Origin of the sequence: Shewanella sp. NKUCC05_KAH (assembly GCF_019345585.1) — a bacterium.
In the GTDB taxonomy this organism is placed as follows: Bacteria; Pseudomonadota; Gammaproteobacteria; order Enterobacterales; family Shewanellaceae; genus Shewanella; species Shewanella oncorhynchi.
Genome location: NZ_JAHKQZ010000004.1, coordinates 237,586 through 260,383, shown reverse-complemented (window position 1 = coordinate 260,383; position 22,798 = coordinate 237,586). Strand labels below are relative to the sequence as shown.

Annotated in this window: 22 protein-coding genes; 6 read left to right on the top strand and 16 right to left on the bottom strand. The window is 44.9% G+C overall.

Annotated elements, in window-relative coordinates; all coding sequences use genetic code 11:
* Positions 1-57: 57 nt before the first annotated feature.
* From KO533_RS06045 to KO533_RS06025, 5 genes are all read right to left on the bottom strand, one after another.
* Positions 58-993, bottom strand: coding sequence for a Dyp-type peroxidase (locus KO533_RS06045; protein WP_173496718.1), 936 nt, complete (start codon positions 991-993; stop codon positions 58-60).
* 248 nt (positions 994-1,241) lie between these two features.
* Positions 1,242-2,954 carry a gamma-glutamyltransferase gene (gene ggt / locus KO533_RS06040; protein ID WP_219253290.1) on the bottom strand — a complete coding sequence of 571 codons (1,713 nt, stop codon included), beginning with the start codon at positions 2,952-2,954 and terminating at the stop codon, positions 1,242-1,244.
* Positions 2,955-3,099: 145 nt separating this feature from the next.
* Positions 3,100-4,179 carry an ABC transporter ATP-binding protein gene (locus tag KO533_RS06035; RefSeq protein ID WP_219253288.1) on the bottom strand — a complete coding sequence of 360 codons (1,080 nt, stop codon included), beginning with the start codon at positions 4,177-4,179 and terminating at the stop codon, positions 3,100-3,102.
* Complete coding sequence (locus KO533_RS06030) at positions 4,179-5,810, bottom strand: iron ABC transporter permease (protein WP_219253286.1); 1,632 nt, start codon at positions 5,808-5,810, stop codon at positions 4,179-4,181. Before KO533_RS06030 ends, KO533_RS06035 begins: the two co-directional genes overlap by 1 nt.
* A 76-nt stretch (positions 5,811-5,886) precedes the next feature.
* Positions 5,887-6,894, bottom strand: a complete 1,008-nt coding sequence (locus KO533_RS06025; protein WP_131525198.1) for a Fe(3+) ABC transporter substrate-binding protein — start codon at positions 6,892-6,894, stop codon at positions 5,887-5,889.
* A gap of 220 nt (positions 6,895-7,114) precedes the next feature.
* Between KO533_RS06025 and KO533_RS06020 the strand changes: the two genes are divergently transcribed.
* Positions 7,115-7,516, top strand: a complete 402-nt coding sequence (locus KO533_RS06020) for a hypothetical protein (protein WP_219253284.1) — start codon at positions 7,115-7,117, stop codon at positions 7,514-7,516.
* 14 nt (positions 7,517-7,530) lie between these two features.
* On the opposite strand, the gene KO533_RS06015 is transcribed toward KO533_RS06020, so the two are convergent.
* The 3 genes from KO533_RS06015 to KO533_RS06005 form a co-directional block, all read right to left on the bottom strand.
* Positions 7,531-8,127, bottom strand: a complete 597-nt coding sequence (locus KO533_RS06015) for a glutathione S-transferase N-terminal domain-containing protein (RefSeq protein WP_131525196.1) — start codon at positions 8,125-8,127, stop codon at positions 7,531-7,533.
* A 92-nt stretch (positions 8,128-8,219) separates the two neighbouring features.
* A complete protein-coding gene (locus KO533_RS06010; RefSeq protein WP_105250220.1) occupies positions 8,220-8,969 on the bottom strand; it encodes a ferredoxin--NADP reductase in 750 nt (249 codons plus the stop codon).
* Positions 8,970-9,093: 124 nt separating this feature from the next.
* On the bottom strand, positions 9,094-9,720 hold the full coding sequence (locus tag KO533_RS06005) for a DUF5610 domain-containing protein (protein WP_105250221.1): 627 nt from the start codon (positions 9,718-9,720) through the stop codon (positions 9,094-9,096).
* A 226-nt stretch (positions 9,721-9,946) separates the two neighbouring features.
* Between KO533_RS06005 and KO533_RS06000 the strand changes: the two genes are divergently transcribed.
* The 3 genes from KO533_RS06000 to KO533_RS05990 all read left to right on the top strand — a co-directional run bounded on the left by KO533_RS06000 (position 9,947) and on the right by KO533_RS05990 (position 12,427).
* On the top strand, positions 9,947-10,564 hold the full coding sequence (locus KO533_RS06000; RefSeq protein WP_219253282.1) for a histidine phosphatase family protein: 618 nt from the start codon (positions 9,947-9,949) through the stop codon (positions 10,562-10,564).
* Positions 10,565-10,575: 11 nt separating this feature from the next.
* Complete coding sequence (locus KO533_RS05995; protein WP_173496712.1) at positions 10,576-12,066, top strand: FMN-binding glutamate synthase family protein; 1,491 nt, start codon at positions 10,576-10,578, stop codon at positions 12,064-12,066.
* Between the two features lie 151 nt (positions 12,067-12,217).
* A complete protein-coding gene (locus KO533_RS05990) occupies positions 12,218-12,427 on the top strand; it encodes a hypothetical protein (protein WP_105250224.1) in 210 nt (69 codons plus the stop codon).
* 108 nt (positions 12,428-12,535) lie between these two features.
* Here the strand turns inward: KO533_RS05990 and KO533_RS05985 are convergent, their stop codons facing one another.
* Positions 12,536-12,793: a hypothetical protein gene (locus KO533_RS05985; protein ID WP_219253280.1), complete on the bottom strand. Its 258-nt coding sequence runs from the start codon at positions 12,791-12,793 to the stop codon at positions 12,536-12,538.
* A 79-nt stretch (positions 12,794-12,872) separates the two neighbouring features.
* Positions 12,873-14,669 (bottom strand): ABC transporter ATP-binding protein/permease, encoded by a 1,797-nt coding sequence (locus KO533_RS05980; protein ID WP_219253279.1) that lies wholly within the window; start codon positions 14,667-14,669, stop codon positions 12,873-12,875.
* 472 nt (positions 14,670-15,141) lie between these two features.
* On the opposite strand from KO533_RS05980, the gene KO533_RS05975 reads away from it, so the two are divergent.
* The gene (locus tag KO533_RS05975; RefSeq protein WP_105250227.1) at positions 15,142-15,318 is read left to right on the top strand and encodes a hypothetical protein; all 177 of its coding nucleotides are present in this window, start codon (positions 15,142-15,144) and stop codon (positions 15,316-15,318) included.
* Between the two features lie 103 nt (positions 15,319-15,421).
* On the opposite strand, the gene aroG is transcribed toward KO533_RS05975, so the two are convergent.
* The 5 genes from aroG to KO533_RS05950 all read right to left on the bottom strand — a co-directional run bounded on the left by aroG (position 15,422) and on the right by KO533_RS05950 (position 20,266).
* On the bottom strand, positions 15,422-16,477 hold the full coding sequence (aroG, locus tag KO533_RS05970; RefSeq protein WP_131525191.1) for a 3-deoxy-7-phosphoheptulonate synthase AroG: 1,056 nt from the start codon (positions 16,475-16,477) through the stop codon (positions 15,422-15,424).
* Positions 16,478-16,828: 351 nt separating this feature from the next.
* Complete coding sequence (locus KO533_RS05965) at positions 16,829-18,022, bottom strand: hypothetical protein (RefSeq protein ID WP_219253277.1); 1,194 nt, start codon at positions 18,020-18,022, stop codon at positions 16,829-16,831.
* A 127-nt stretch (positions 18,023-18,149) separates the two neighbouring features.
* A complete protein-coding gene (locus KO533_RS05960) occupies positions 18,150-18,488 on the bottom strand; it encodes a hypothetical protein (protein ID WP_131525189.1) in 339 nt (112 codons plus the stop codon).
* 178 nt (positions 18,489-18,666) lie between these two features.
* Complete coding sequence (locus KO533_RS05955) at positions 18,667-19,917, bottom strand: ammonium transporter (RefSeq protein WP_219253275.1); 1,251 nt, start codon at positions 19,915-19,917, stop codon at positions 18,667-18,669.
* Positions 19,918-19,927: 10 nt separating this feature from the next.
* Positions 19,928-20,266 (bottom strand): P-II family nitrogen regulator, encoded by a 339-nt coding sequence (locus tag KO533_RS05950; RefSeq protein WP_028761800.1) that lies wholly within the window; start codon positions 20,264-20,266, stop codon positions 19,928-19,930.
* 344 nt (positions 20,267-20,610) lie between these two features.
* Here KO533_RS05950 and KO533_RS05945 point away from each other — a divergent pair, with 344 nt between their 5' ends.
* Positions 20,611-21,153: a hydrolase gene (locus tag KO533_RS05945; protein ID WP_028761799.1), complete on the top strand. Its 543-nt coding sequence runs from the start codon at positions 20,611-20,613 to the stop codon at positions 21,151-21,153.
* Positions 21,154-21,307: 154 nt separating this feature from the next.
* Here the strand turns inward: KO533_RS05945 and nrfA are convergent, their stop codons facing one another.
* The gene (nrfA, locus tag KO533_RS05940) at positions 21,308-22,711 is read right to left on the bottom strand and encodes an ammonia-forming nitrite reductase cytochrome c552 subunit (RefSeq protein WP_219253273.1); all 1,404 of its coding nucleotides are present in this window, start codon (positions 22,709-22,711) and stop codon (positions 21,308-21,310) included.
* Between the last annotated feature and the right edge of the window lie 87 nt (positions 22,712-22,798).

Genomic DNA, 22,798 nt, shown 5'->3' with positions numbered 1-22,798 from the left:
TAGGCGTTAGCTTAAGTGCGTCTCGATTGATGCTAATCCGGCTTGATTATAGAAAGCTTATTCGTCGAACTGCAGCATAAAATCCAGTGCGGGGGCAAAGAAAGATGAACCTGTCATCGCCTTAGTAAAATGCATCAAGTGATCATGATTGCCTGCGCCATCACCAAACATCATGCTATGCAGCATCTTTTCAAAATGTTCTGGCGTGCGGCAGTTAGAGATAAACATTAATCCCTGCTCCTTCAGCGAACCATAGGGCATACTCTGACGCAGGATCTCCATTGACTTACCATCGGCATCTTTAAGATTAACGCGCTTGATATGGCTGGTCAGTGGCTTATCTTCAGATTCATACTCGATATTATCTTGCTTAGTACGGCCGATAATATCCTCTTGTTTTTTAACTGGTAACCTATGCCACTTACTCAAGTTATGGGCATATTTTTGCACATGAATATAGCTGCCACCCTTAAACTCAGGATCTTCATCACCCACAAGTGCCACTTCTTGGCGGTGGCGCCCCTTAGGGTTTTCGGTGCCATCGACAAAACCAGTCAAATCACGGCTATCCATAAATCTAAAGCCACGTTCTTCTTCAACTAACTCCACTAAATCTTCAAACATTTGGCTGATTTCATTAGCCACTAAATGCAGAATATCGTAACGATCACTGCGAATATGCACGAATAAATCATATTCAATTGCAGGCGCTTCACGACTACCCACTTGCATCGCAGGGAAAGGTTTAAGCAGTTCTGGGCGAGCAGTAGGATAGAGGCTATCCCAATAATTAGCACCAATACCAACAAAACCATTGAATGCACTGTCGGAATATTGATCTGTCAGCTCATAAATATACTGCGCAACGTTGGCAAGACAGGGACGTAATTGCGACTCGACATTGTCATTGGCATTAAACATCAAATAGACACTGTGTAAGTTCCCCTCTGCACACACACCCAACTGTTCACGCGGCATATTTTGAATATCCATTTGGTTATCACCCTTTTTCTAAATTCATTTTCGGCAATATTATCCGCAACTTTACCTAAAAATGACATTAACTAACGCACAGTTTGCTCTGATCTGTTTATGATAATGCCAATTGCGGAGCATTATCCCACCCCAGACCCTTAAACATAAAAATTGACGAGACCATTAAAGTCTCGCCAATCAGTTAAATCGAATCCATGACGTCAGGTTCACTCAGTGTTGAGTTTACCTTAGCATTTATCTTAGTGTTAATAGCCTGCGGCGTGACCATCCTTGCGACTCTCAGAGGCCGCACGATATACGCCAGTTTCGGCATTAAATCCAATGGCTTGATAGCCACCAAACTCCCCAAGTCCATCACGCAGCACATGGCCTTTCTTAATCAACTCACGACGGGTTTCTACCGGAAAACCTGATTCCAGACTGACGTAGCCACCATCATTCATCACTTCGCCTGTGGGCTCGGTTGAACCCATATGCAAAATTCTGGGGGCATCGCCCGCTTCTTGCAAGTTCATTTTAAAATCAATCAGATTCATTACAATCTGCGCGTGCATTTGTGGTTGAGTCGCGCCGCCCATCACCCCAAAGCTCAGCCAAGGTTTACCGTCTTTGGTCACAAAAGCCGGAATAATGGTATGGAATGGACGCTTGCCCGGTGCGTAGGTATTAAAACGCCCTTCCGTTAAATCAAACATCTGCCCGCGGTCTTGCAGCACAAAGCCGAGATCCGGCGGTGTCATCCCTGACCCCATACCACGGTAATTACTCTGAATGAGTGACACCATGTTGCCATCTTTGTCGGCGGTAGTCAGGTACACAGTATCGCCATGTTGCAACGCTGGATTACCCGCATCGACACTCTTGGCGGCTTTTGTAAGGTCAATCAACTTAGCGCGATCATAGTTATATTTCTGTGAGATAAGCTCAGTAACAGGCACTTTATTAAAGGCCATGTCGGCATAAAACTTAGCTCTGTCAGCAAAGGCGAGTTTCTTTGCTTCGACAAATAAATGGACATATTCAGGACTATTAAAGCCCATGGCAGCCACATTAAAGGGTTCCATGGTTTTTAAGATTTGTAGCGCCGCAATGCCTTGACCATTAGGTGGCAGTTCCCACACATCGTAACCACGGTAGTTCACCGAAACGGGATCTATCCAGTCGCTAGTATGGCTCGCTAAGTCATCATAACTTAAATAACCACCTTGGGATTTCATGTACTTATCGATACTTTTGGCAATATCACCTTTATAGAAAGCATCGCGGCCACCCTTGGCAATTTTCTCATAGGTGTTAGCAAGCGCGGGATTTTTAAAGATTTCCCCTACAGCAGGCATCTTACCATTAGGCATATAGGTTTCTTTAAAACCGGGGAATTTAGCCAGTTTTTTACCACTGCCATCAAGGTAATAGGCAATCAACTCTGACACAGGGAAACCATCACGGGCGTAATGAATTGCAGGCGCAAGGTTATCGGCCATAGCTAATTGACCAAACTTATTATGCAGCTCGTACCAACCGTCCACAGTGCCCGGTACAGAAACAGGCAAAGGTCCAAGCGGCGGTAAATAGTCTAATCCGAGGGATTTAAGCTTTTCTAAACTTAAGGATTTGGGACTGCGCCCCGATGCATTTAGACCATAGAGGCGTTTATCTTTTGCGCTCCAAACGATAGCAAATAAGTCCCCGCCGACACCCGAGCCCGTTGGCTCGACTAATCCTAACATAGCGTTAGCGGCAATCGCTGCATCGACCGCACTGCCGCCCTGTTTGAGTATATCAATAGCGACTTGCGTGGCTAAAGGCTGACTGGTCGCCGCCATCCCTTGGGTTGCATACACTTCTGATCGCGTTGCGAAGGCTTTACCTGTGATCCTATCCATGGCCATCACTCCTGAAGACGATATTGCCGTTGCTACAATAACGAGGGTGCAAATTGAATTTATTGTTTTTATCATAATTCCTCCAAAACCGGAGGATAAAAGTAGCAAGGATGGTCGAAAATATCACCAACCAATACCGCATAGACCCAAGTTTAACGTAAGCAAAAATGTCGTACTTTAGTTGGCTATGCTATATCAGCATTGAATAAATACTCATCGCTTAGATTGGGTCCCCACAGTTTGAATATGCTGAAGATTCAAACAGCACAAGCGAATGCGGCTCAGTCGTTACCCCAACCTTTTGACCGATACTTAGCTGCATCATTTGGCTACGCACCTCCACATAATAAGCATGGGAAGCGGCCTCAATTTTGACCCAATAATGACAAAAGGCGCCTAAGAAACGTCGCTCAGTGATAGTACCAACACCCTGTTCATCGGCGCTGAGCGTCAATTGCTGTGGTCGCAAGAATACTGTTCCGCTGAACTCGCTCGGCAAATTTAATGGCGTGAGGCTCGTTAAATGACCTATGGGAGTGACAATACTGTGCCCATCAAACACTGCTGCAGGTAAGTAATTACCGCTACCTAAAAAGTCCGCCACATAGCGGCTGTTTGGGGCGGCATATAAAGCTTCGGCACTACCATGCTGCACTATGATGCCTTGATTAAAGATGGCTAAAGTATCTGCAAATACAAAGGCTTCATCCTTGCTATGAGTAACAAACACCGCGCTGACATTACGCTGTTTTAAGATGCTGCGAATTTCCGCCATCATCTCGTAACGCACTTGGGCATCAATATTAGAAAAAGGCTCATCGAGCAGCAATAATTGCGGCTCATAGGCAAGTGCCCGCGCAATCGAAACTCGCTGCTGCTGACCGCCAGATAATTCATGGGGATAACGCTGTGCCAACCCTTCAAGTTTAACCAAAGCTAGCATTTCATCCAAACGTGCCTGACGTTCTGCGCTCGACAATCTAGCCACCCCAAAGAGGATATTTTCCGCCACAGTCAAATGAGGGAAAAGCGCATAGTCTTGAAAAATCATGCCGATGCCGCGCTGCTCGCTAGGTACAAACTGGCTATCGCCACTCACTATGCGGCCATTAATCTGGATTTCACCTTGGCTTATGGCCTGTAATCCAGCAACCGCACGTAATAAGGTCGTCTTGCCACAACCGCTTGGGCCTAACAACGCCAGGATTTCCCCTTGGGCGAGCGTTAAACTCAAACCTTTAAGTACTTGCTGGCCCTGATAATCGCTATGAATTTGCTTAAGCTTGAGCGTACTTGTCATCAGCTGTGATGCTCCAATGAACGGTTTAAATAAATAAGCGGCACTAAACCCACCAGTACAATCACAATAGCAGCTAATGCGCCGTGCTCGAGTTTTTCATCGGACGCAAACTGGAATACATAAGTTGCAAGATTCTCAAAGCCGATAGGCCGCAGCAATAACGCAGCGGGCAGTTCCTTCATGCTTTCGATAAACACCAATAAAGCGCCCGCAAATAATCCCTTAGCAAGTAAAGGCAAATGCACCCGCCGCAAAAGTTGCCTAGGAGTTTGCCCCATGGTCAGGCTCACCATGTCTAGCGATGGCGAGATGCGTTTATAACTGCTTTCAACACTGCCAATCGCAATTGCCACGAAACGTACACAAAAAGCAAAAATCAATGCCATCACACTGCCAGTAAGGATAAGGCCTGGGCCTGCTATGCCGACAAGATCCGCCAGATCGTTAATCGCAAAATCTAGCATAGTTAAAGGCACTAATACCCCAATAGCCAGTACAGTGCCAGGTAAGGCATAGCCCGTCGAAGCTAACCGTGAGGGCAAAGCATCACTCTGTCTTGGGCTTATCCGGCGAACGAACATAAGCAGTAAGGCGATTAAGCAACAGAGTAAACTGGTGATCAGCGCAAGACTGAGGCTGTTAAGACTCAATTGCCAAAAACTCTTATCCCAGCTTTGTTCAAAGTAACCAATGGCATAGGATAATAAAATCCCGAAAGGTAACAGAAAGGCTAATAGCAATAGCATGCCGCAAAAGCTGAGTGCGACCAAGGTTTGAGTCATCGAGAGTCGATACAAGTCAGTGGCTTGTATACGTGATTGTTTTTGGAATAACTGCTGTTTACGACGGGCAAAACGCTCAAATCCAATCAGACTAAATACCACCAGCAAGATAATCGCCGATAACTTAGCGGCGGCGGTCAAATTGCCATAACCCAACCAAGTGTCGTACACGGCTGTCGTTAAGGTGGGCACGGCAAAATAGTTAACCGTCGCAAAATCAGCGGCCGTCTCCATCGCTACTAAAGCCACCCCAACGGCGAGCGCAGGCCTTGCCATAGGCAAAGATAAACGCCAAAAACTTTGCCACGGTGAACAGCCCATAATGCGCGAAGCATGCGCCAAACTTAAGGATTGCTCCATAAAAGCGGTACGCGCCAAGAGATAAATATAGGGAAACAATACCAGCGACAACATACACGCCGCGCCGCCTAAGGTACGAATATCGGGAAAGAAATAATCCTGCGGTGAGTTCCAACCAAATATCGAACGAAGACCGCGCTGCACTGGCCCCGCATAATCGAGTAAATCGGTATAGACGTAGGCAACAATATACGCAGGCATAGCGAGGGGTAATAATAGCGCCCATTGCAAATATCGCCTGCCGACAAATTCACAACGAGCCATCAACCAAGCGCAGGGTAACGCGAGTAATAACGCCCCCAGACTCACCCAGAAAATCAGCAATAAACTATTAATGATATATGTCGGCAGAACCGTTGCCATCAAGTGCCCAAACACGGCTTCGTCAGGCTGAAAAGCTTGAAATATCAACGCAAATAGTGGCAATACCAGCAAGGCAGCCACGGCATAACCAGCAAGCGACCAGCTTCTGGCTAATCCTAAAATCATGTCAATCCTTAAAACGTCACAGCGCCAATCACTGGCGCTGATCACCTAAATCTACATTTTGTCGCTAGCACTGGAGCTAGAGATCAAACTGCACTTCATCTAATAGCTTAACCGCCGCTTGGTGATATTCTGCCAATTTAAAAATGGGCAATTGATCTGACTTAAACTTACCCCATGAGGCCACTAAAGATGAAGGTGCCACATCGGCTTTCACTGGATATTCCATATTCACATCGGCATAGGCCTTTTGAGCCACATCGGCGGATAAGAACTCCATCAATTTGATCGCATTGGCTTTATTAGGCGCATGGCGAGTTAGTACCATACCAGACACATTCACATGGGCACCGCGGTCAGCTTGGTTCGGGAAGTTGAGCGTCACAGCTTCGGCGATCGCCTTTTGCTCAGGATCCTGCAACATATTGCCGTAATAGTAGCTATTACCAATGGCGATCTCACACACACCTTCTTTTACTGCGGCAATTTGCCCCCTGTCGTTCCCCTGAGGTTTGCGGGCTAAATTAGTTTTCACGCCTTGTAACCAAGTTTTTGCCTCAGCTTCACCGTGATGAGCAATCATAGATGCGACTAACGCTATGTTGTATGGATGCTTACCACTGCGAGTACAAATCTTTCCTTTATATTTGGGATCGGCTAATTCTTCATAGGTCAATTGCTGCTGGCCTAAACGATCCTTGGCTGTATAGAGATTTCGCACCCGCATAGTCAGGGCATACCACTGGCCGTCGGGATCGCGATACTGCGCAGGAATATTGCTCTCTAGCAGGGGATTTTTGACTGGAGAGGTTAGATCTTTATCCACTAATTCAACTAAACGTGAAAAATCAGACGTCAGCACAAGATCCGCTGGGGATAAACGGCCTTCACGGACGAGACGCTCGGCAATACCGTCTTTAGCAAATACCAAATTCACACCTATGCCAGTTTCTTCGGTGAAACGCGTCAGGATAGGCTCCACCAAGAAAGCTTGACGATAAGAATAAACGGTTAATTTATCATCTGCATTCGCTGAATGCCCAACCGACATTAACCCAACAACAGCCGCGCAAGTTACCCATTTCATTACCGAATTCTCCCCAAAGTGATGACGTGTTCAGTAAAATTTGAACACTAACGCATTAATGATAATGCTTATCAGTTTCGCAAGAGTAATAGATACGGAACTTGAGAGCAAGCAGCTAATTAACTTTATGTTTTTAATGGCATTAATCTGAAAATTTGAGATTATCTCAAATCAAACTAAACTGAACCTTAATTTGATTAAAATGCTTTCAGGAGGCGTTATGTTAACTGTTTTGCTGCTAGGCGTAGCCGCAATTGCGCTATTTTGCTTATTCAAACTCAATAGTCGTCCCAAAAGACATAAACACTCTTCTCAAGCTGCTGATCCCAGCATTAATAAGACTCACAGTTTTCACAGTGTGAGCATTGTGAATAACGGCAGTTGCTGTGAGCAAATTGAAGCGCTTTCTGGAAAACGATTTTTATCGAAAGATGCGCCCGAAATTCCGATGGAAGAATGCACTATGGCAAACTGTCAATGCCGCTATCAACACCATGAAGACAGGCGCCAACTAGGCAATGATCGCAGAGTAGAATATGGGGTTACTCGTGAGTTATTCGGCGCTTTTGGTGAACAAAATCGCCGTGATAGGCCAAAAGGAAGACGCGCAACCGACGGTTGAGCATCCTCTGCGGATTATTGGGGACGAGTTTGAATAAATGCAGGTAAATCACGCATTTCACTGAACCAAAGTGCTGTCGCAGGTGCAACCTTACGCCAATCTAGCTCTGGATGTCTAAAATCCACGTAATCGAGTAAGCAAATCAAGGCTAATTGCGGTGCTTGAATCGTGGTTTGGGTGATCACAGTTTGAAGCTCAATCTGCATAAGGCCGCGCAGCAGTGCTTGTTCAAAACGTGCAGTCCAAAATACTGACCTCACGCCTTCTTCTTCACGCATTTGCTCTTGGCGTAATTTCACCGCGCTATCGATTAAGCCTTTGACTAAAGAATACTGACACTCCAGCACCCAGTTATTATTTGAGATCCCAAACATCTTACGATCGCCAAGCTCTGCATCTAGGTAACGCATGATCACTTCACTATCGAATAGTGCTACACCATCGTTGGTAATAAGACACGGGATCTGTCCTAACGGGTTAGCATCGAGTAATTCTGCACTGTTTTCAAAGGGATTAACTAACTGCTCTTCAATATTGTTAATCCCTAGATACTGGATTAAGGCTCTTACACAACGGGCATAGGGCGAAGCTTGAGAACTTAACAACTTCATCAAAAATTTCCTTTTGTTTGCATTAAACGCTATGGCTTTTTAGGGGCAAGAACGGAAACAAGTTTACTCTCGCCTTCTATGTAAAATTGAGATTACCAGTATTTTTCAACGGTAATTTGCCCAGGAGCACGGCGTAAATTCTTCACTAACCCTTTATCGAGTAAAGCGGCTTGCGCACCATTAATCATACCCGGATTGCCGCAGATCATAACTTGAGAGTCAGCTGCGTTTAAGGTTAATCCTGCCTTTTTTTCGATTTCACCCGAGACTATTCCCTCGGGAATGCGGCACTGCAAAGCATCGGCAAAGGGTTTACGGGTCACACTCAAGACTAATGTAAATTGTTCAGGGTATTTGCGTTCTAAATTACGCAGCTTATCAAGATATGCCAAATCCTGTGCCTCGCGCACGCCATACACAAGCACGACTTTTTCAAAACGCTCCCAAGGTTCATCGGTGTCGAGCATAGACAAAAATGGCCCTACTGCTGTTCCTGTGGCTAAAAACCACAAATGCTTCCCTTGGAGTTCACCCTTAGGAATTTCAGCTAAGGTCATAAAACCGGTCGCGGTTGAGGTAATTTCAATTTCATCGCCTATTGCAAGGTTGTGTAATTGAGGCGATAACAGGCCATCCTCTACCGCAACGGCGAGCACCTCGGCATAGGGTTTATCGGGAGAATTTACTAAGGAGTAGGCTCTAGCCACACGCTTATCATCTTGCATTTGACTTAACTTGATAAACTGACCAGGAATAAATGGAGCTAACTCGGCAGCAATGCGCAATGAGAATAACTTATCACTCCAATCAATACGTTCTATCACTTGTCCCCTAATCCACATAACTTGCCCTCAAGCGAAACGTTAAATAGGCTTCCAGCATAGACTTTTTTCTGCACAACAAAAACCCCTTATATAAGGGGCTTATGACTATAACGCTGAATATAGAACTGAAAATACTGAGGTATTAACTCGGACTCGATACTGTCTCATCAGTCTTCTTGTTAAAGCTATCTCTAAAGGCTTGCAGCCCCTCTTGCACTAAGCTGTAGGTTTTATCGACACCATCGGCAATATCACCCTGCAATACTTTAAGGCCGGACAGAATATCTTTAGCCTCTTTAAAGCCATTGTCGATGGCACCGCCAATAATCCCCATAAAGCTATCGAGTTGATCACTTAGACTCATACCCGAATTTTGTTGTTGGTGAATGCTAAAAAACTGCGTCGCAAAACTCACGATACGATCTGCTGTCGCTTCTGGAGAAGTATCTACGCCATTATCGTAAGCCGTCTGAATCGCGTTCTCGCCCATAGTGGGCGCTAATTCTTTATTAATCGACTCTATCGCTGCGCGATAAAGCAAGGCCATAGACTGATCGCCTGACTTGATATTCACATCTTGCTGTGCCGATAAAATCGCTTGATTCATCAGCTGCTTACTCGTTTGCTGCGCGGTTTGCTTCGAGGTTACTTCTGTGGCTTTCGCGTCCTTCGAATCACTCACTTCGGTGCCCTTAGACGCCGCGTTTTCAGCATATTTTTTCTGTGGCAAAGGGGTACTTTGCACTTGAGGAGGTTTATTGATTTCCATGATGACTATCCATTCAATTCGGGTCGACTTAATTATCGACCAAAATTTAACCAGCTTTAGTAATTTTTAGAATTGAAGTACCATCTGACCACAAGGCCATGATAAGGCCCACATAAATTAAGTGGGTTCATTCTTTAATAAGGTGCATAAAGCGCCAACCCACCGCAATGCAGATCATTACTATCGCTTAGCTTAGACATAAGCCAATAGAAAAGGATGTTACACCATGGCAGCAGGCCGCAGTTTGAGTCATTTCCGCTTTCACGGGTTTACACTAATCCTTAAGCACTATTTTAAGCATAATGTGGTCATCAATATGAAACGCTTTAGCCTGCTAACAATCCTCGTCATATTCACTTGCCTCGGCTTTACTCACATTAGCCAAGCTCATGCTGAAAGCAGACTAATTATTTTAGTCAGACATGCAGAAAAAGCCGACACGCCAGCCAATAACCCGCAGTTATCACCAAAGGGAGAAATACGCGCAGCATCACTGATCACTGCCTTGAGCCGCACGCCGCTTTCGCAACTTATTGCGACTCAATACCTAAGAACCCAACAAACACTCGCGCCCATCGCCGAGGATCGCCATTTACCTGTGACGATAGTAGAAGCAGCCAAACCTATCGAAGGACATATTCAACACATTGTCGAACAAGTGCATGCTGTAAAGGGCAATACACTCATCGTTGGGCATTCAAACACTGTCCCACTGATCATTAAAGCCCTTGGCGGACCAGAGATCCAAGCGATCAGCGAAGATGACTATAGCCAGCTGTTTTTACTCTCTCTTAATGATGACCAACCTGCGAGCTTGATCGCCACCCGTTACGGACAAGAATAAGGATAAATAACATGAGTGAACTCAATTGGTTTATGTGGGGACTCGATCTATTTTCAGGGCTGTTTTTGATTGTAATAGGACTCGCAGTACTCGCGGTTATTTACATGTATATCGCAGATAAAATGCAGACCAAACAAGCGGTAAGACATAACTATCCTGTAATTGGTCGCTTTCGGTATCTGTTCGAGAAACAAGGCGAGTTCTTTAGACAATACTTTTTCGCCCAAGACAGGGAAGAATTGCCCTTCAACCGTGCTGAACGCAGCTGGGTGTACCGCGCCGCTAAAAATGTCGATAGAACTATCGCCTTTGGTTCGACTCGCCCCTTGGATACAGCCGGTACTGTTATGTTTATGAATACAGCCTTCCCAACCCAAGATGAAGAGATCACACCCATTCATCCACTGACAATTGGCACCAATTGCCGCCAACCCTATACGACTCAAGCCATTTGTCATATTTCAGCCATGAGCTTTGGGGCTCTATCGCGCCCAGCAATTACCGCCCTTTCCCACGGTGCAGCGCAGGCGGGTTGCTGGCTTAACACAGGTGAAGGCGGCTTGAGCCCTTATCATCTAAAAGGTGGCTGCGATATCGTCTTTCAAATTGGAACGGCCAAATACGGTGTACGTAATGAGCACGGACATTTAGACGATGAAAAGCTCAAGTCGATAGCCATTCATCCCGAAGTCAAAATGTTCGAAATTAAAATGAGTCAAGGAGCTAAACCGGGTAAAGGTGGCATTTTACCTGGGATCAAAGTCACGGCTGAAATTGCCCATATTCGCGGTATTCCTCAGGGTTATGACTCTATTAGCCCTAATGGTCATATTGAGTTCAAATCCGTGAACGATATTTTGGATATGGTTGAACGAGTACGTGAAGTTACAGGTAAACCAACGGGCATTAAGGCCGTACTCGGTGACGTGCAGTGGCTCGAAGATTTATGTGATGAAATTGAACGTCGTGGCGAAGACTCTGCCCCCGACTTCTTTACCTTAGACAGTGCCGATGGCGGCACAGGCGCTGCACCACAACCTTTAATGGATTATGTCGGATTACCACTGAAGGAAAGCTTACCTATCCTAGTTAATGTCTTGATCCAACGAGGCTTGCGTAAACGCATCAAAGTCATCGCTTCGGGTAAACTCATAGTGCCATCAAGAGTCGCTTGGGCTTTGGCATTAGGTGCAGACTTCATCGCATCGGCCCGTGGCAATATGTTCGCCCTCGGTTGTATTCAAGCCTTACAGTGCAATAGAGATACCTGCCCAACGGGCATCACAACGCACAATCCCAAACTACAACAAGGACTCGATCCTAGGGATAAATCGGCTCGTGTTGCTAACTATAATCATAATTTACACCATGACTTAGCCTTAATTGCGCACTCTTGCGGAGTCACAGAACCAAGACAACTCAAACCCTCACATGTCCGAATTGTACTCGATAGCGGTTTATCCATTTCACTCGATAAATACTATGCACATATGGATAAGTAGCCGCGAACCCTCGCGGTTAATGGCGAATACAACTTTCGTTTATATAGGGTTTACATAAGGTATATTTGAATGCGTATCACAAAAGAGGTAAGATCCGTGACGTGAGACATTATTCAAGTGTCTTACCCACAATTGAACTTAAGGAAACACTTTGAAATCTAGCTTCGTAAGCCAACTGCCCGCCAGTAAAACTGTAAGCACTAGCTGTAAGAGCTGTAATCGCCTGACCGAGATCGAAGGTGAACTAGTGTGTTTTCGCGAAGGGCAGATCATTCGACTCACTTTGATAGATGAGTCAGTACCTAAATTGAATCTTTTATGTGAAGGTTGGAAAGCGGGGAAGCTGAACGGCGTAGCTTAATTCAGCCATATTTTATCTCTGGAGTCTCTCTAGAGCATCAAGAATAGAGGCTCACCTCTATTCTCGGACGTTCTCACCTAAACTGTACTAAAGCACTAGCGAACACACCTAATGCATACCCATAAAGTCACTTGTCGGCGCGTTCATATCGCGGATCACACCTGCCAGCACCATTTCTGGATTGACTTTAGCCAAGGTAAGTCGCCGAGTTGTAACCAACAGGCCCGCGTTCAACTCAGCATGAATGCGTTGCAATGAATCATAATCAACACCACGTTTTTTCAATGTCGCCATGATGGCATACCAATCAGTGGCGACTTTTTCTTCTTTGCCTTCAATATTAGCTCTCAGTGTAATATTTTCCATGCCAGATCTCTTCCGATTGATGTGTTGGCATTGAGTATAGAGAGCCGAAGCTGAATAAAGACTGAACTGTATTGCGCTATTAACTGCTCAGAGGAGTATGTTGTTGCTCATTTTGTATCCGCCATAATTTGGCATATAGACCATTTGCCAACAGCAAAGTCTGATGATTACCTTGCTCAACTATTTCTCCTTGGCTTAATACCACAATTTGATCGGCATCGACTATGGTCGATAACCTATGAGCCACCACTAGGCTAGTGTGCCCCTTAGCGACTTCCCGCAGTGCCGACAAAATAGCTTGCTCGGAGCGACTATCGAGTGAAGATGTCGCCTCATCAAACACCAGCACGGGCGAGCCCTTCAAAATGGCCCTTGCTATCGCGACCCGCTGTTTTTCTCCGCCAGAGAGTTTTAAGCCGCGCTCACCCACCTTTGTGTCCCAACCAAGGGCAAGTGATGCAATAAATTGCTCTAAGTGCGCCAGTTTAATCGCGTTACGCACCTCTTCATCCGTCGCGCTCGGGCGACCATAACGTATGTTTTCGACTAATGAATCGTTAAACAGCACAGTATCCTGCGGCACTATAGCAATGGCACGCCGCAGCGCATCTTGGGTGAGATGGCGGATATCTTGTCCATCGATTTTAATCGCACCTTGGTCCACATCGTAAAATCGAAATAGCAGTTTAATCAGGGTCGATTTACCTGCACCACTATCACCTACAACAGCCACCTTTTTACCGGCTTCAACCTTAAAGCTCACGTCCCGCAGAATTTGCCGCTCATCGTAGCTAAAATTAACATTTTCAAATATCAACTCACCCTTAGTGGGTTGAAAATCGAGTGCTTGGGGTAAGTCGACTATCATAGGATGTTTATCAAGTAGGCTAAACATGCGCTCAATATTGGCTAACGCGCCGCGAATTTCGCGATACACAAAACCTAAGAAGTTAAGGGGTAAAAAGAGCTGCATCATAAACGCATTAATCAACACAAAATCACCTAAGGTCATATCGCCATAGGTAACTCTGTATGCCGCCAGCGCCATCATAGCCGTCATAGCCAAAGCGATAATGACAGCTTGTCCACCATTGAGCGCAAACAAAGATAAACGATTCTTACGCTTAGCGATCTCCCACTGTTCAAGCGCTTGGTCATAGCGCTGCGACTCATACTTTTCATTATTAAAATACTTTACCGTTTCATAGTTCAGCAAGCTGTCGATGGCGCGGGTATTCGATAACGAGTCAGCCTTGGCCGCATCACGAACATACTCAGTACGCCATTCGGTCGCGACCACAGAAAAAATAATATAAGCCAGCACAGCAACAAAAGTGATTGCCGCAAACGCAATGCCATAGTTATAGAAGAAAATGCCGATCACCATGACAATTTCGAGCAAGGTTGGCACTATGTTGAACACCATAAAACGCATGAGGAAACTCACGCCGCTGGTGCCGCGTTCAATATCGCGGGATAGGCCGCCGGTTTTGCGCTCTAGATGAAAGTCGAGATCCAGTCGGTGTAAATGGTCGAATACCGCTAAGCCTAAACGGCGGATCGCCCGCTCAGTCACGCGGCCAAACAAGGTATCGCGGATCTCCCCCGTAATCGCCGTCAGTAAACGAATCGCACCATAGGCCAACACTAATCCTACGGGCACACTGAGGGCTTGCGCGGTTTTATCGGCATCTAAGGTGTCGACCAAATGCTTCAGAATAAAAGGCAGACCAACGCTGGTCAGCTTAGCGATGATGAGACATGACATCGCCAGCGCAATACGGCCTTTGTATTCCAATAAGTAAGGCCAAAGCAGTTTCATGACGTGCCAGTTTAATTTATCGACTGGACCTTCAAAATATAACGTTGGGCGCATAAGACATAACCTTGAATGAGTTATGCCAATTGTAACAGTTCACACCGGACATAAGCTAAGCGAAACTAGCAAAGTCTGAATAAAATCAATCAGATTTTCCTGACAGACAAATAGACTTATTCACGACATACTCAGCAGCTATTTTGATTGTATTTAAAGTCAAAACATCATACTTACGCATTACACTGGCGTATTCACAATAAATGAATTTATACTGATTTGTGTTCAGGCATGTACCGTTTTGCTTAACCTCAGAGCCGTATATAAGAGGATAAGAGTGCAATGGAAGAAGGCTTGGCACAGAGTTGCTGCTGTTGATTATTTTTGCAGTTTTGCCCAAAATGCCATGGAGGCGGTTATACAAATCAATAGAATTTGTTAACCTCTACGCGCTAGATTTTGCGATTCATACGCCCAAGTTCTAGCGAGAACATTAAGACAAACAAATTAAATTAAGATCAAAGGAAGCTTTATGTTGGATTCCGCTAAAGTTCAATACCCGCCATTACCACTGATCCAAACTTGGGTGTGGATGATGATCGAATCAGGCAATCCAGAGATACAAGATAAAGGTAGAAACAACCTTATTGCCGCCTTTGGTAGCTTAGCCAAAGCAAATGAATACATTGTTGAAATAAGCAATAAATAGATAAAACAAAGGCGCCAGGATAGCGCCTTTGTTTTTACTTAACCCGCAATCGTTAACGGCTAACTCAGGTATAATTGCGGTTTATGTTCGCTCGAGCAGACAATTAAACCTGACGGCGTTCGATAATGCTTTGGTTCAAAATGGCTAACAGACGCTCGGTATCATCCCAACCAATACACGCATCGGTAATACTCTGCCCATAGCATAACTCTTGACCTTCAATAAGATCTTGACGACCTTCCACTAAATGGCTTTCTACCATAACACCAAAAATAGCAGTATTTCCCGCCGCCACTTGACCAGCTACATCTTCAGCAACCACTAACTGACGTTGATACTCTTTACTACTATTAGCATGGCTAAAGTCGATCATGATGTTGTCGGCAAGCTTTGCTTTTAACAATTGCTGGCTAATCTCAGTGACATGCGGCGCGCTATAATTGGGCTCGCGGCCACCCCGTAAAATAATGTGGCAATCAGGATTGCCCTTAGTCGAAACGATCGCCGAATGGCCCAACTTAGTCACAGATAAAAAATGGTGTGGTGCATTGGCAGCACCTATCGCATCAATAGCAACTTTGATCGTACCATCAGTACCATTTTTAAAGCCGACCGGACAAGAAAGACCCGAGGCTAACTCTCTGTGTACTTGAGATTCTGTCGTACGGGCGCCAATGGCTCCCCAGCACATTAAATCAGCCATATATTGTGGGGTGATCATGTCAAGAAACTCACCCGCGGTTGGCATACCGCTGTCGTTCAAATCCACTAATAATTTACGGGCGGTGCGTAAACCATCATTGAGTTTAAAGCTGTTATCCATATAAGGATCGTTAATCAGCCCTTTCCAACCCACTGTGGTTCTTGGTTTTTCAAAATACACTCGCATCACAATTTCGAGTTGATCTTTATAACGTTCACGCAGTGAGACCAAACGCTGTCCATATTCCAACGCAGCTTTGGGATCGTGGATAGAACAAGGCCCAATCACCACTAATAGACGATCATCAGACTTAGCCAGAATATTATGGATACTATTACGCGCATTAAACACAGTCGCAGAGGCTTTTTCGGAAGCAGGAAATCGTTCAAGAATCGCGATAGGTGGAAGTAACTCTTTTACTTCTTTAATACGAACGTCATCATTTTGGTAATACATAATTTTACTGCTCCAACGCTGGTGTTTTAGGCTATTTCTATCGCTGCGATAAGGGATCTCAACTGCAATACTGAGTTCAATTTATCGAGTCTCATGCGCCAATGCAACCAAGTTGTCTCCATTTCAAAAAATCAAATATAACTTATTGTTTTAATATATTTTAAAAAAATCAAAATTCAAATATGCCAGCTAACTCACAGCCTTGATGAACAAAATCGAATATGGCGGATAAAAAGGAATAAACATATTTACTGCAAGTGTATTTAGGTGCCCTATGTAAGCAAGCAAAGATGTTTACCCGTAATAAGCTTAATTGATGGCCAGCGCTCTATAGAAAAGAGCGGGCAAATGCTAATGCTGTAACATGACTTGTAACTTGCTCTGATAGCGTTGACGCTCTGACTCATCTCGACTCAAAGCCAAGGCTTTATCCATATTCAGTTTGGCACGCTTTTCGTCCCCCAGCGCCCAGTAGGTTTTAGATAAACCGAAGAAGAACTCATGACGATAATCCGCTTTTGCCAACGCCCTTTGATACCAAGCCAAGGCCTCGTTGTATTGATGCTCATCATAGGCTTGCTGCCCCATGTCATAGTAATAATAGGGATTACGTATTCGCGCTAATTCAAGCACTTTATTAATTTCGGCCCATTCATCAAGCCGCCCCTGCTCCCCTAAAATCAAGGCTAAGTTATAAAGCGTTGTCAGATTTTTCGCATCAAACTTGAGTGCATAGCGATAAACCTGTTCGGCCCGCTTTTCATCACCTTTATGCCGGTAAATAATGGCGAGCGTGTTGAGTGAAGGAACAAACTGGCCGACTTTTAAACCCACTTTAATCAAGGCATAGGCCCTGTCTAAATCACCGTTCACCAAAGACTCTGCCGCCATATTGTTGTAAAACATGCTGATTAAGGTCTGCCGATCCACTTGGGTTTTACCGTATCCCCGTAGAGCTCGCTCTGGCATAAAGTCCACTAAAACTCCGGTAGATGACACATAAACTGAATGTGCGTTTTCAGGTGGAAGTAAGCGTAAATTCACATGCCCATTGATTAAATAGAAATCACCTTGCTTATCCCATACCGGTTCTATCGCGATATCTTGATACTCAGCACTCACATTCAATATGTCCGCTAACGCAGAAGTCATGACCACTAAAGACATGCAATTACCCGCCCTTTGGGCATAGGTTTCACGGGCAATTTGGGTCAGATTATCTTGATATCGAAAATCAATGTTAGCGCTATTGGTTTGACTCGCATTGATATAACTAGCTAACCATTCATTGGCTAACATGTTGTTATTGTGTGACAAAGTGTATATCCCATAGCGACGTTTTACGTCTGTCACGACCTCGGGTGGCAGATAAAAGATATCCGCAACAGAAGGAATATCGGCCACAGGGGTAAACAGTGAATCGGCAAGTAACGACTCAAGATCCGACGGATTAGGCTCAATGGTTGTCGAGCTACAAGCAAACAATTGGCTGAATACAACGATCAAGATCGTACTCAAGTATACGGCTCGGAATAGTTTCGACATACGTCCTCCCACACCATTAGCTCCTATTTGAGCTTATTACAAATGGCGAAAAAGACGACATAAAATGGTTACAAAAAATGATAATCGCGATCGATTGAAAATAATTGCAAATAATTTAACGAATTAACTATTGTGAAGGTCGGTCAACTTCTATGTATAACTCACGCTGCTGATAATCATACGGCCGATAGTTATGCTCCCCACAGGTAAAATGTCGATAGGGTTTCATGACCGTAACGCAACCTGAGGGTAAAGCCTGCAAAATTTGGATTTGCTGCTGGCGACGAAGCGACTCCTGCCATTCAAAATCCTTGAGCACTTGATCACGCACGGCAAAGGCATCGACAGGCTCACTTGAGCGATTAACGATCACTTCTCCTGCAAAGGCAGAAACCGATATCCAGCCAGAAATGACGATAAGACTTAGTCGCAAAAATTGACCTATTGTTTTTATATTCAATCTCATAGAACACTCCTTAATTTATGCAATAAAACAGAATTACTCAGTAATTAAGCTTATTACCCTGTGCTTAAACTTCAATCACAGTGATTACCCATAAAAAAGCAGAGCCTAGGCTCTGCTTCACTATCCCTCGTTCCAAGCTAAGCATCAAGGTGAATCACGCATTAATGTGCAAGTTTAATCAGCCCGCATTTTTGACCGTAACAAACTCAGGATAGGCATCAATACCGCAGTCAGAAGCATCCATACCGTTGTATTCTTCTTCTTCAGTCACACGGATCCCCATGGTTATCTTAATCACATACCAGACAGCAAATGATGAGCAGAATACCCAAGTGAAAATGATCGCTGCGCCCGTCAACTGTCCGGTAATAGTTGCATTGGCATTGGATAATGGCACACACATTAAGCCGAGGAAACCAGCCACACCGTGTACTGAAATCGCACCGACGGGATCGTCGATCTTAATGCGATCGAAGCCCACAATCGAGAACACCACCACGCCGCCCGCCACTAAACCAATCACACCCGCCATTAACAATGAAGGCGAGAGAGGATCTGCTGTAATCGCCACTAATCCAGCCAAAATACCGTTAAGGATCATGGTCAAATCCGCTTTACCCCAAATCATCTTACACACGATAAGAGCTGAGATGGCACCAAAAGCCGCTGCAGTATTGGTATTCACAAACACTTTCGCCACTGAGCTTGCATTCGCCGCATCCGACACCATTAATTGCGATCCGCCGTTAAAGCCAAACCAGCCCATCCACAGAATAAACATACCTAAGGTTGCCATTGGCAAGTTAGAGCCTGGAATAGGATTCACTTGACCATTAGGCCCGTATTTACCCTTACGCGCACCGAGTAATATTACGCCAGCAATCGCCGCGGTCGCCCCCGTCATATGCACAATACCGCTACCAGCAAAGTCTACAAAGCCCAGTTTAGCGATAAAACCTTGGCCCCAAGTCCAATAACCTTCTACTGGATAGATAACCGCTGTCATCACCACAGAAAAGAACAAGAAAGCCCACAACTTCATCCGTTCCGCCACAGCACCAGAGACAATTGACATCGCCGTTGCCACAAATACAACTTGGAAGAAGAAGTCAGATTCTAATGCATGGCTCGCATCTGCTGATTGCGAACCAATTAAGGTGCCAATTGACGGTAACCAGCCACCTTCAGTGTTATCCACATACATGATGTTGTAGCCAACCAACAGATACATCACACAGGCAATCGCGTACAGCACAACGTTCTTAGTTAAAATTTCAGTGGTATTTTTAGAGCGAACTAAACCCGCTTCTAACATAGCGAATCCCGCCGCCATCCACATGACTAAAGCGCCAGAAATCAAAAAGTAAAAGGTATCGAGTGCAAAGCGTAGTTCAGTGACTGTGCCGCCTAATTTCGTTAATTCTTCCATTGTCAGCCCCTTATAGCGCTTCAGTATCAAGTTCACCCGTACGGATACGGATAGCATGTTCTAAATCAACGACGAAGATCTTACCGTCACCAATTTTCCCCGTATGGGCCGCAGTGGTAATCGCCTCAATCAACATGTCGAGATTTTCAGCCTTAGTGGCAATTTCTAGTTTTACTTTTGGCAAAAAATCCACCTGATACTCGGCGCCGCGATACAACTCTGTATGCCCTTTCTGACGGCCAAAACCTTTCACTTCGGTCACCGTCATGCCCTCAATACCAATTCCGGCGATAGCTTCACGGACATCATCCAACTTAAACGGCTTGATGATAGCGCTGACTAGTTTCATCCTGACCTCCAAAAAAACGCGATTGTTATTAACTTGTATCAAAGGTAATTCAATCATTAGGCCAACAATTTAATCTATTGATTATTAATGGTTTAAATTGTTTAACACTATTTTTTAAGGTTAAAAACGCACCATAATCGAGCACTAACTGGTGCGATGCACTCTTTTAGTGAGCAGTTTAAGTGCGACAGCTATTCGACCTTAGGCCTATTGGTAACAAGGTTAAATTAGGGTCTACTGGGGGAAGCGTAAATCGAGATGAAATCTGAGCATCACAACACAAGCTCTTAGACAAAAGCGAAGATCATCACTAAGACAATCATCAAGCGCAGAAGGAAGGCCCGATGTTAAAACCAGAAGAATGTGTTCTCGTTATCGTCGATGTGCAAGGAAAACTTGCACAAATCATGGATAACAGTGACAAGCTGCATCAACAACTACAGACCTTAATCCAAGGCGCACAATTATTTGAAATTCCAATACTGTGGTTAGAACAGCTACCCGATAAACTCGGAGCAACTAGCCCTGAGCTGCAAACCTTACTTGCGAAAACCAGCTCACCCATTGCTAAGCAGCATTTTAGCGGCTGGCACTGTGACACGTTTGCAAAGGCATTAACTAAGACGAATCGCAAACACGTCATACTCGCGGGTATTGAAACCCATGTGTGTGTTTACCAAACCTGTTGTGACCTTATCGAACAGCAATATTCGGTGCATTTAGTCGCCGATTGCGTATCGTCACGCAGTGCTGAGAATAAACAACTCGGGATCCAAATGATGACGGCCAGAGGCGCCCTATTAACTAACGTGGAATCGCTATTATTTGAATTACAACATCAAGCCCAAGGCGAGCGGTTTAGGGCGTTATTAAAACTGATTAAATAACGATTTAGCCCGTGGTATTCACTCGGCCAGCATGAGCAACGCCTGACATTACTCGATATTTTTTTCATAAAAAAGCCCCCGCTGAGTCAGCGAGGGCTTTTGTTTGCATGAGGGGTTAGCTCATATCGAAAACTCAACCGCGATTGATTAAAACCTACTTATAAGTGGCTTCGCGTTTTTTCGCTTCTTCATCCCACTTAGGTAACATGTCTTTCTTGAATGCTTCTTTCTCTGCATTCATCTTTTTCATGTCCATACCTAAGGCTGCTTGTGCTTTAGCTTTAGTAGAGATATCAGGAATCGCAACAGGATCTGTGATGCCTTTTTTACCGAGTAATTGCGCTAACTTAACACGAGCATCAGCAGCTTTACTTACCGAAGTTCCCAGAATACGCAATGCTTCATCCGGTGCGTGAGCTGCAACACCATGGGAAGCAATCGCTAAGTCCCAGCGCCATTGAGCATGACGGATATCGGTCAAGATAGGCTTCATTTCAGCTTCAGTTGCACCCAATTCCCACGCTTTAGCAGCTTCGAAGTGCGCTTTCACTAATTGCTCTTCCGCTTTCAGTTTCATTTCTTTAACTTTAGCTTTACGTTCATTAGTGACGCCAACTAAGAATTCTTTCGTTTGGCTATGGCAAGTTGCACAGGTTTCTTCGAAACGGTCAAATGGATTACCCACTTTATGATCGGTAAATTTCTTACCTTCAGGGCTAGTCACTTTTGGCATATGGCAGTCAACACAACTGACATTATTTTTACCATGAATACCCAGTTTCCACGTTTCATACTCTGGATGTTGCGCTTTTAACATAGGTGTTTTAGACAGCGCATGAGTCCAATCGGAGAACTCGATACCGTCGTAGTAAACTTCCATCTGGTCAACAGTTATGCCCATATCCCAAGGGAATTTGACGAAACCTTTTTTGTCTTCTTTTTTCTCAAAATAGTATTCAACGTGGCACTGACCGCACACCATAGATTGCTTGTCTTTCTTCGAAGCTTTATCAAATGGCGTACCGATAGCATCCATTGCACGGTCTACATAAGGACGAGAGATCCGCAGTTTTGGTGAGCCTTTTTCATGACAATCACCACAGCCAATGGTGTTAGTGACTTCAGGGCCACCCTTAGCCCATTTACCTTTGAAGTAGCCATCTTCACCTTGCTCTTCAATTAAGCGAGGTACATCAGGGCTCTTACAGCTCCAACATGCCATAGGCAATGGACCATCTTCCGCATTTTTCGGCGCACCAGTACGTAGGGTATTACGCACGTCGGTCACGGCATACATATGGCCGCGAGGAGCGTTGTAATCTTTTGCGAATGCATAGCCAGCCCACAGGATCACCATATTAGGATCCTGCCCAATCGCATCGACAAGTTCTTCACTCTTTGCGGTATCATGCCAGCTATTATATTGATTCTTAAATTTATCTTTATAAACTTCGTTGCGAGGCTCTGTTTTATCACTCGCCATTGCGCCCGCTGCCATGAAGCTGGCGGCAACCAGTGCACTCAGTGCAAAGGACTTACCTGTCATCTTCTTCATCATCTCATCTCCGTGTTGCATTATTGTTGTAAATCACGACATCTCCATGGTCAAACTTAGTGATTTAACCCTGCTAAAAATATACCTCTT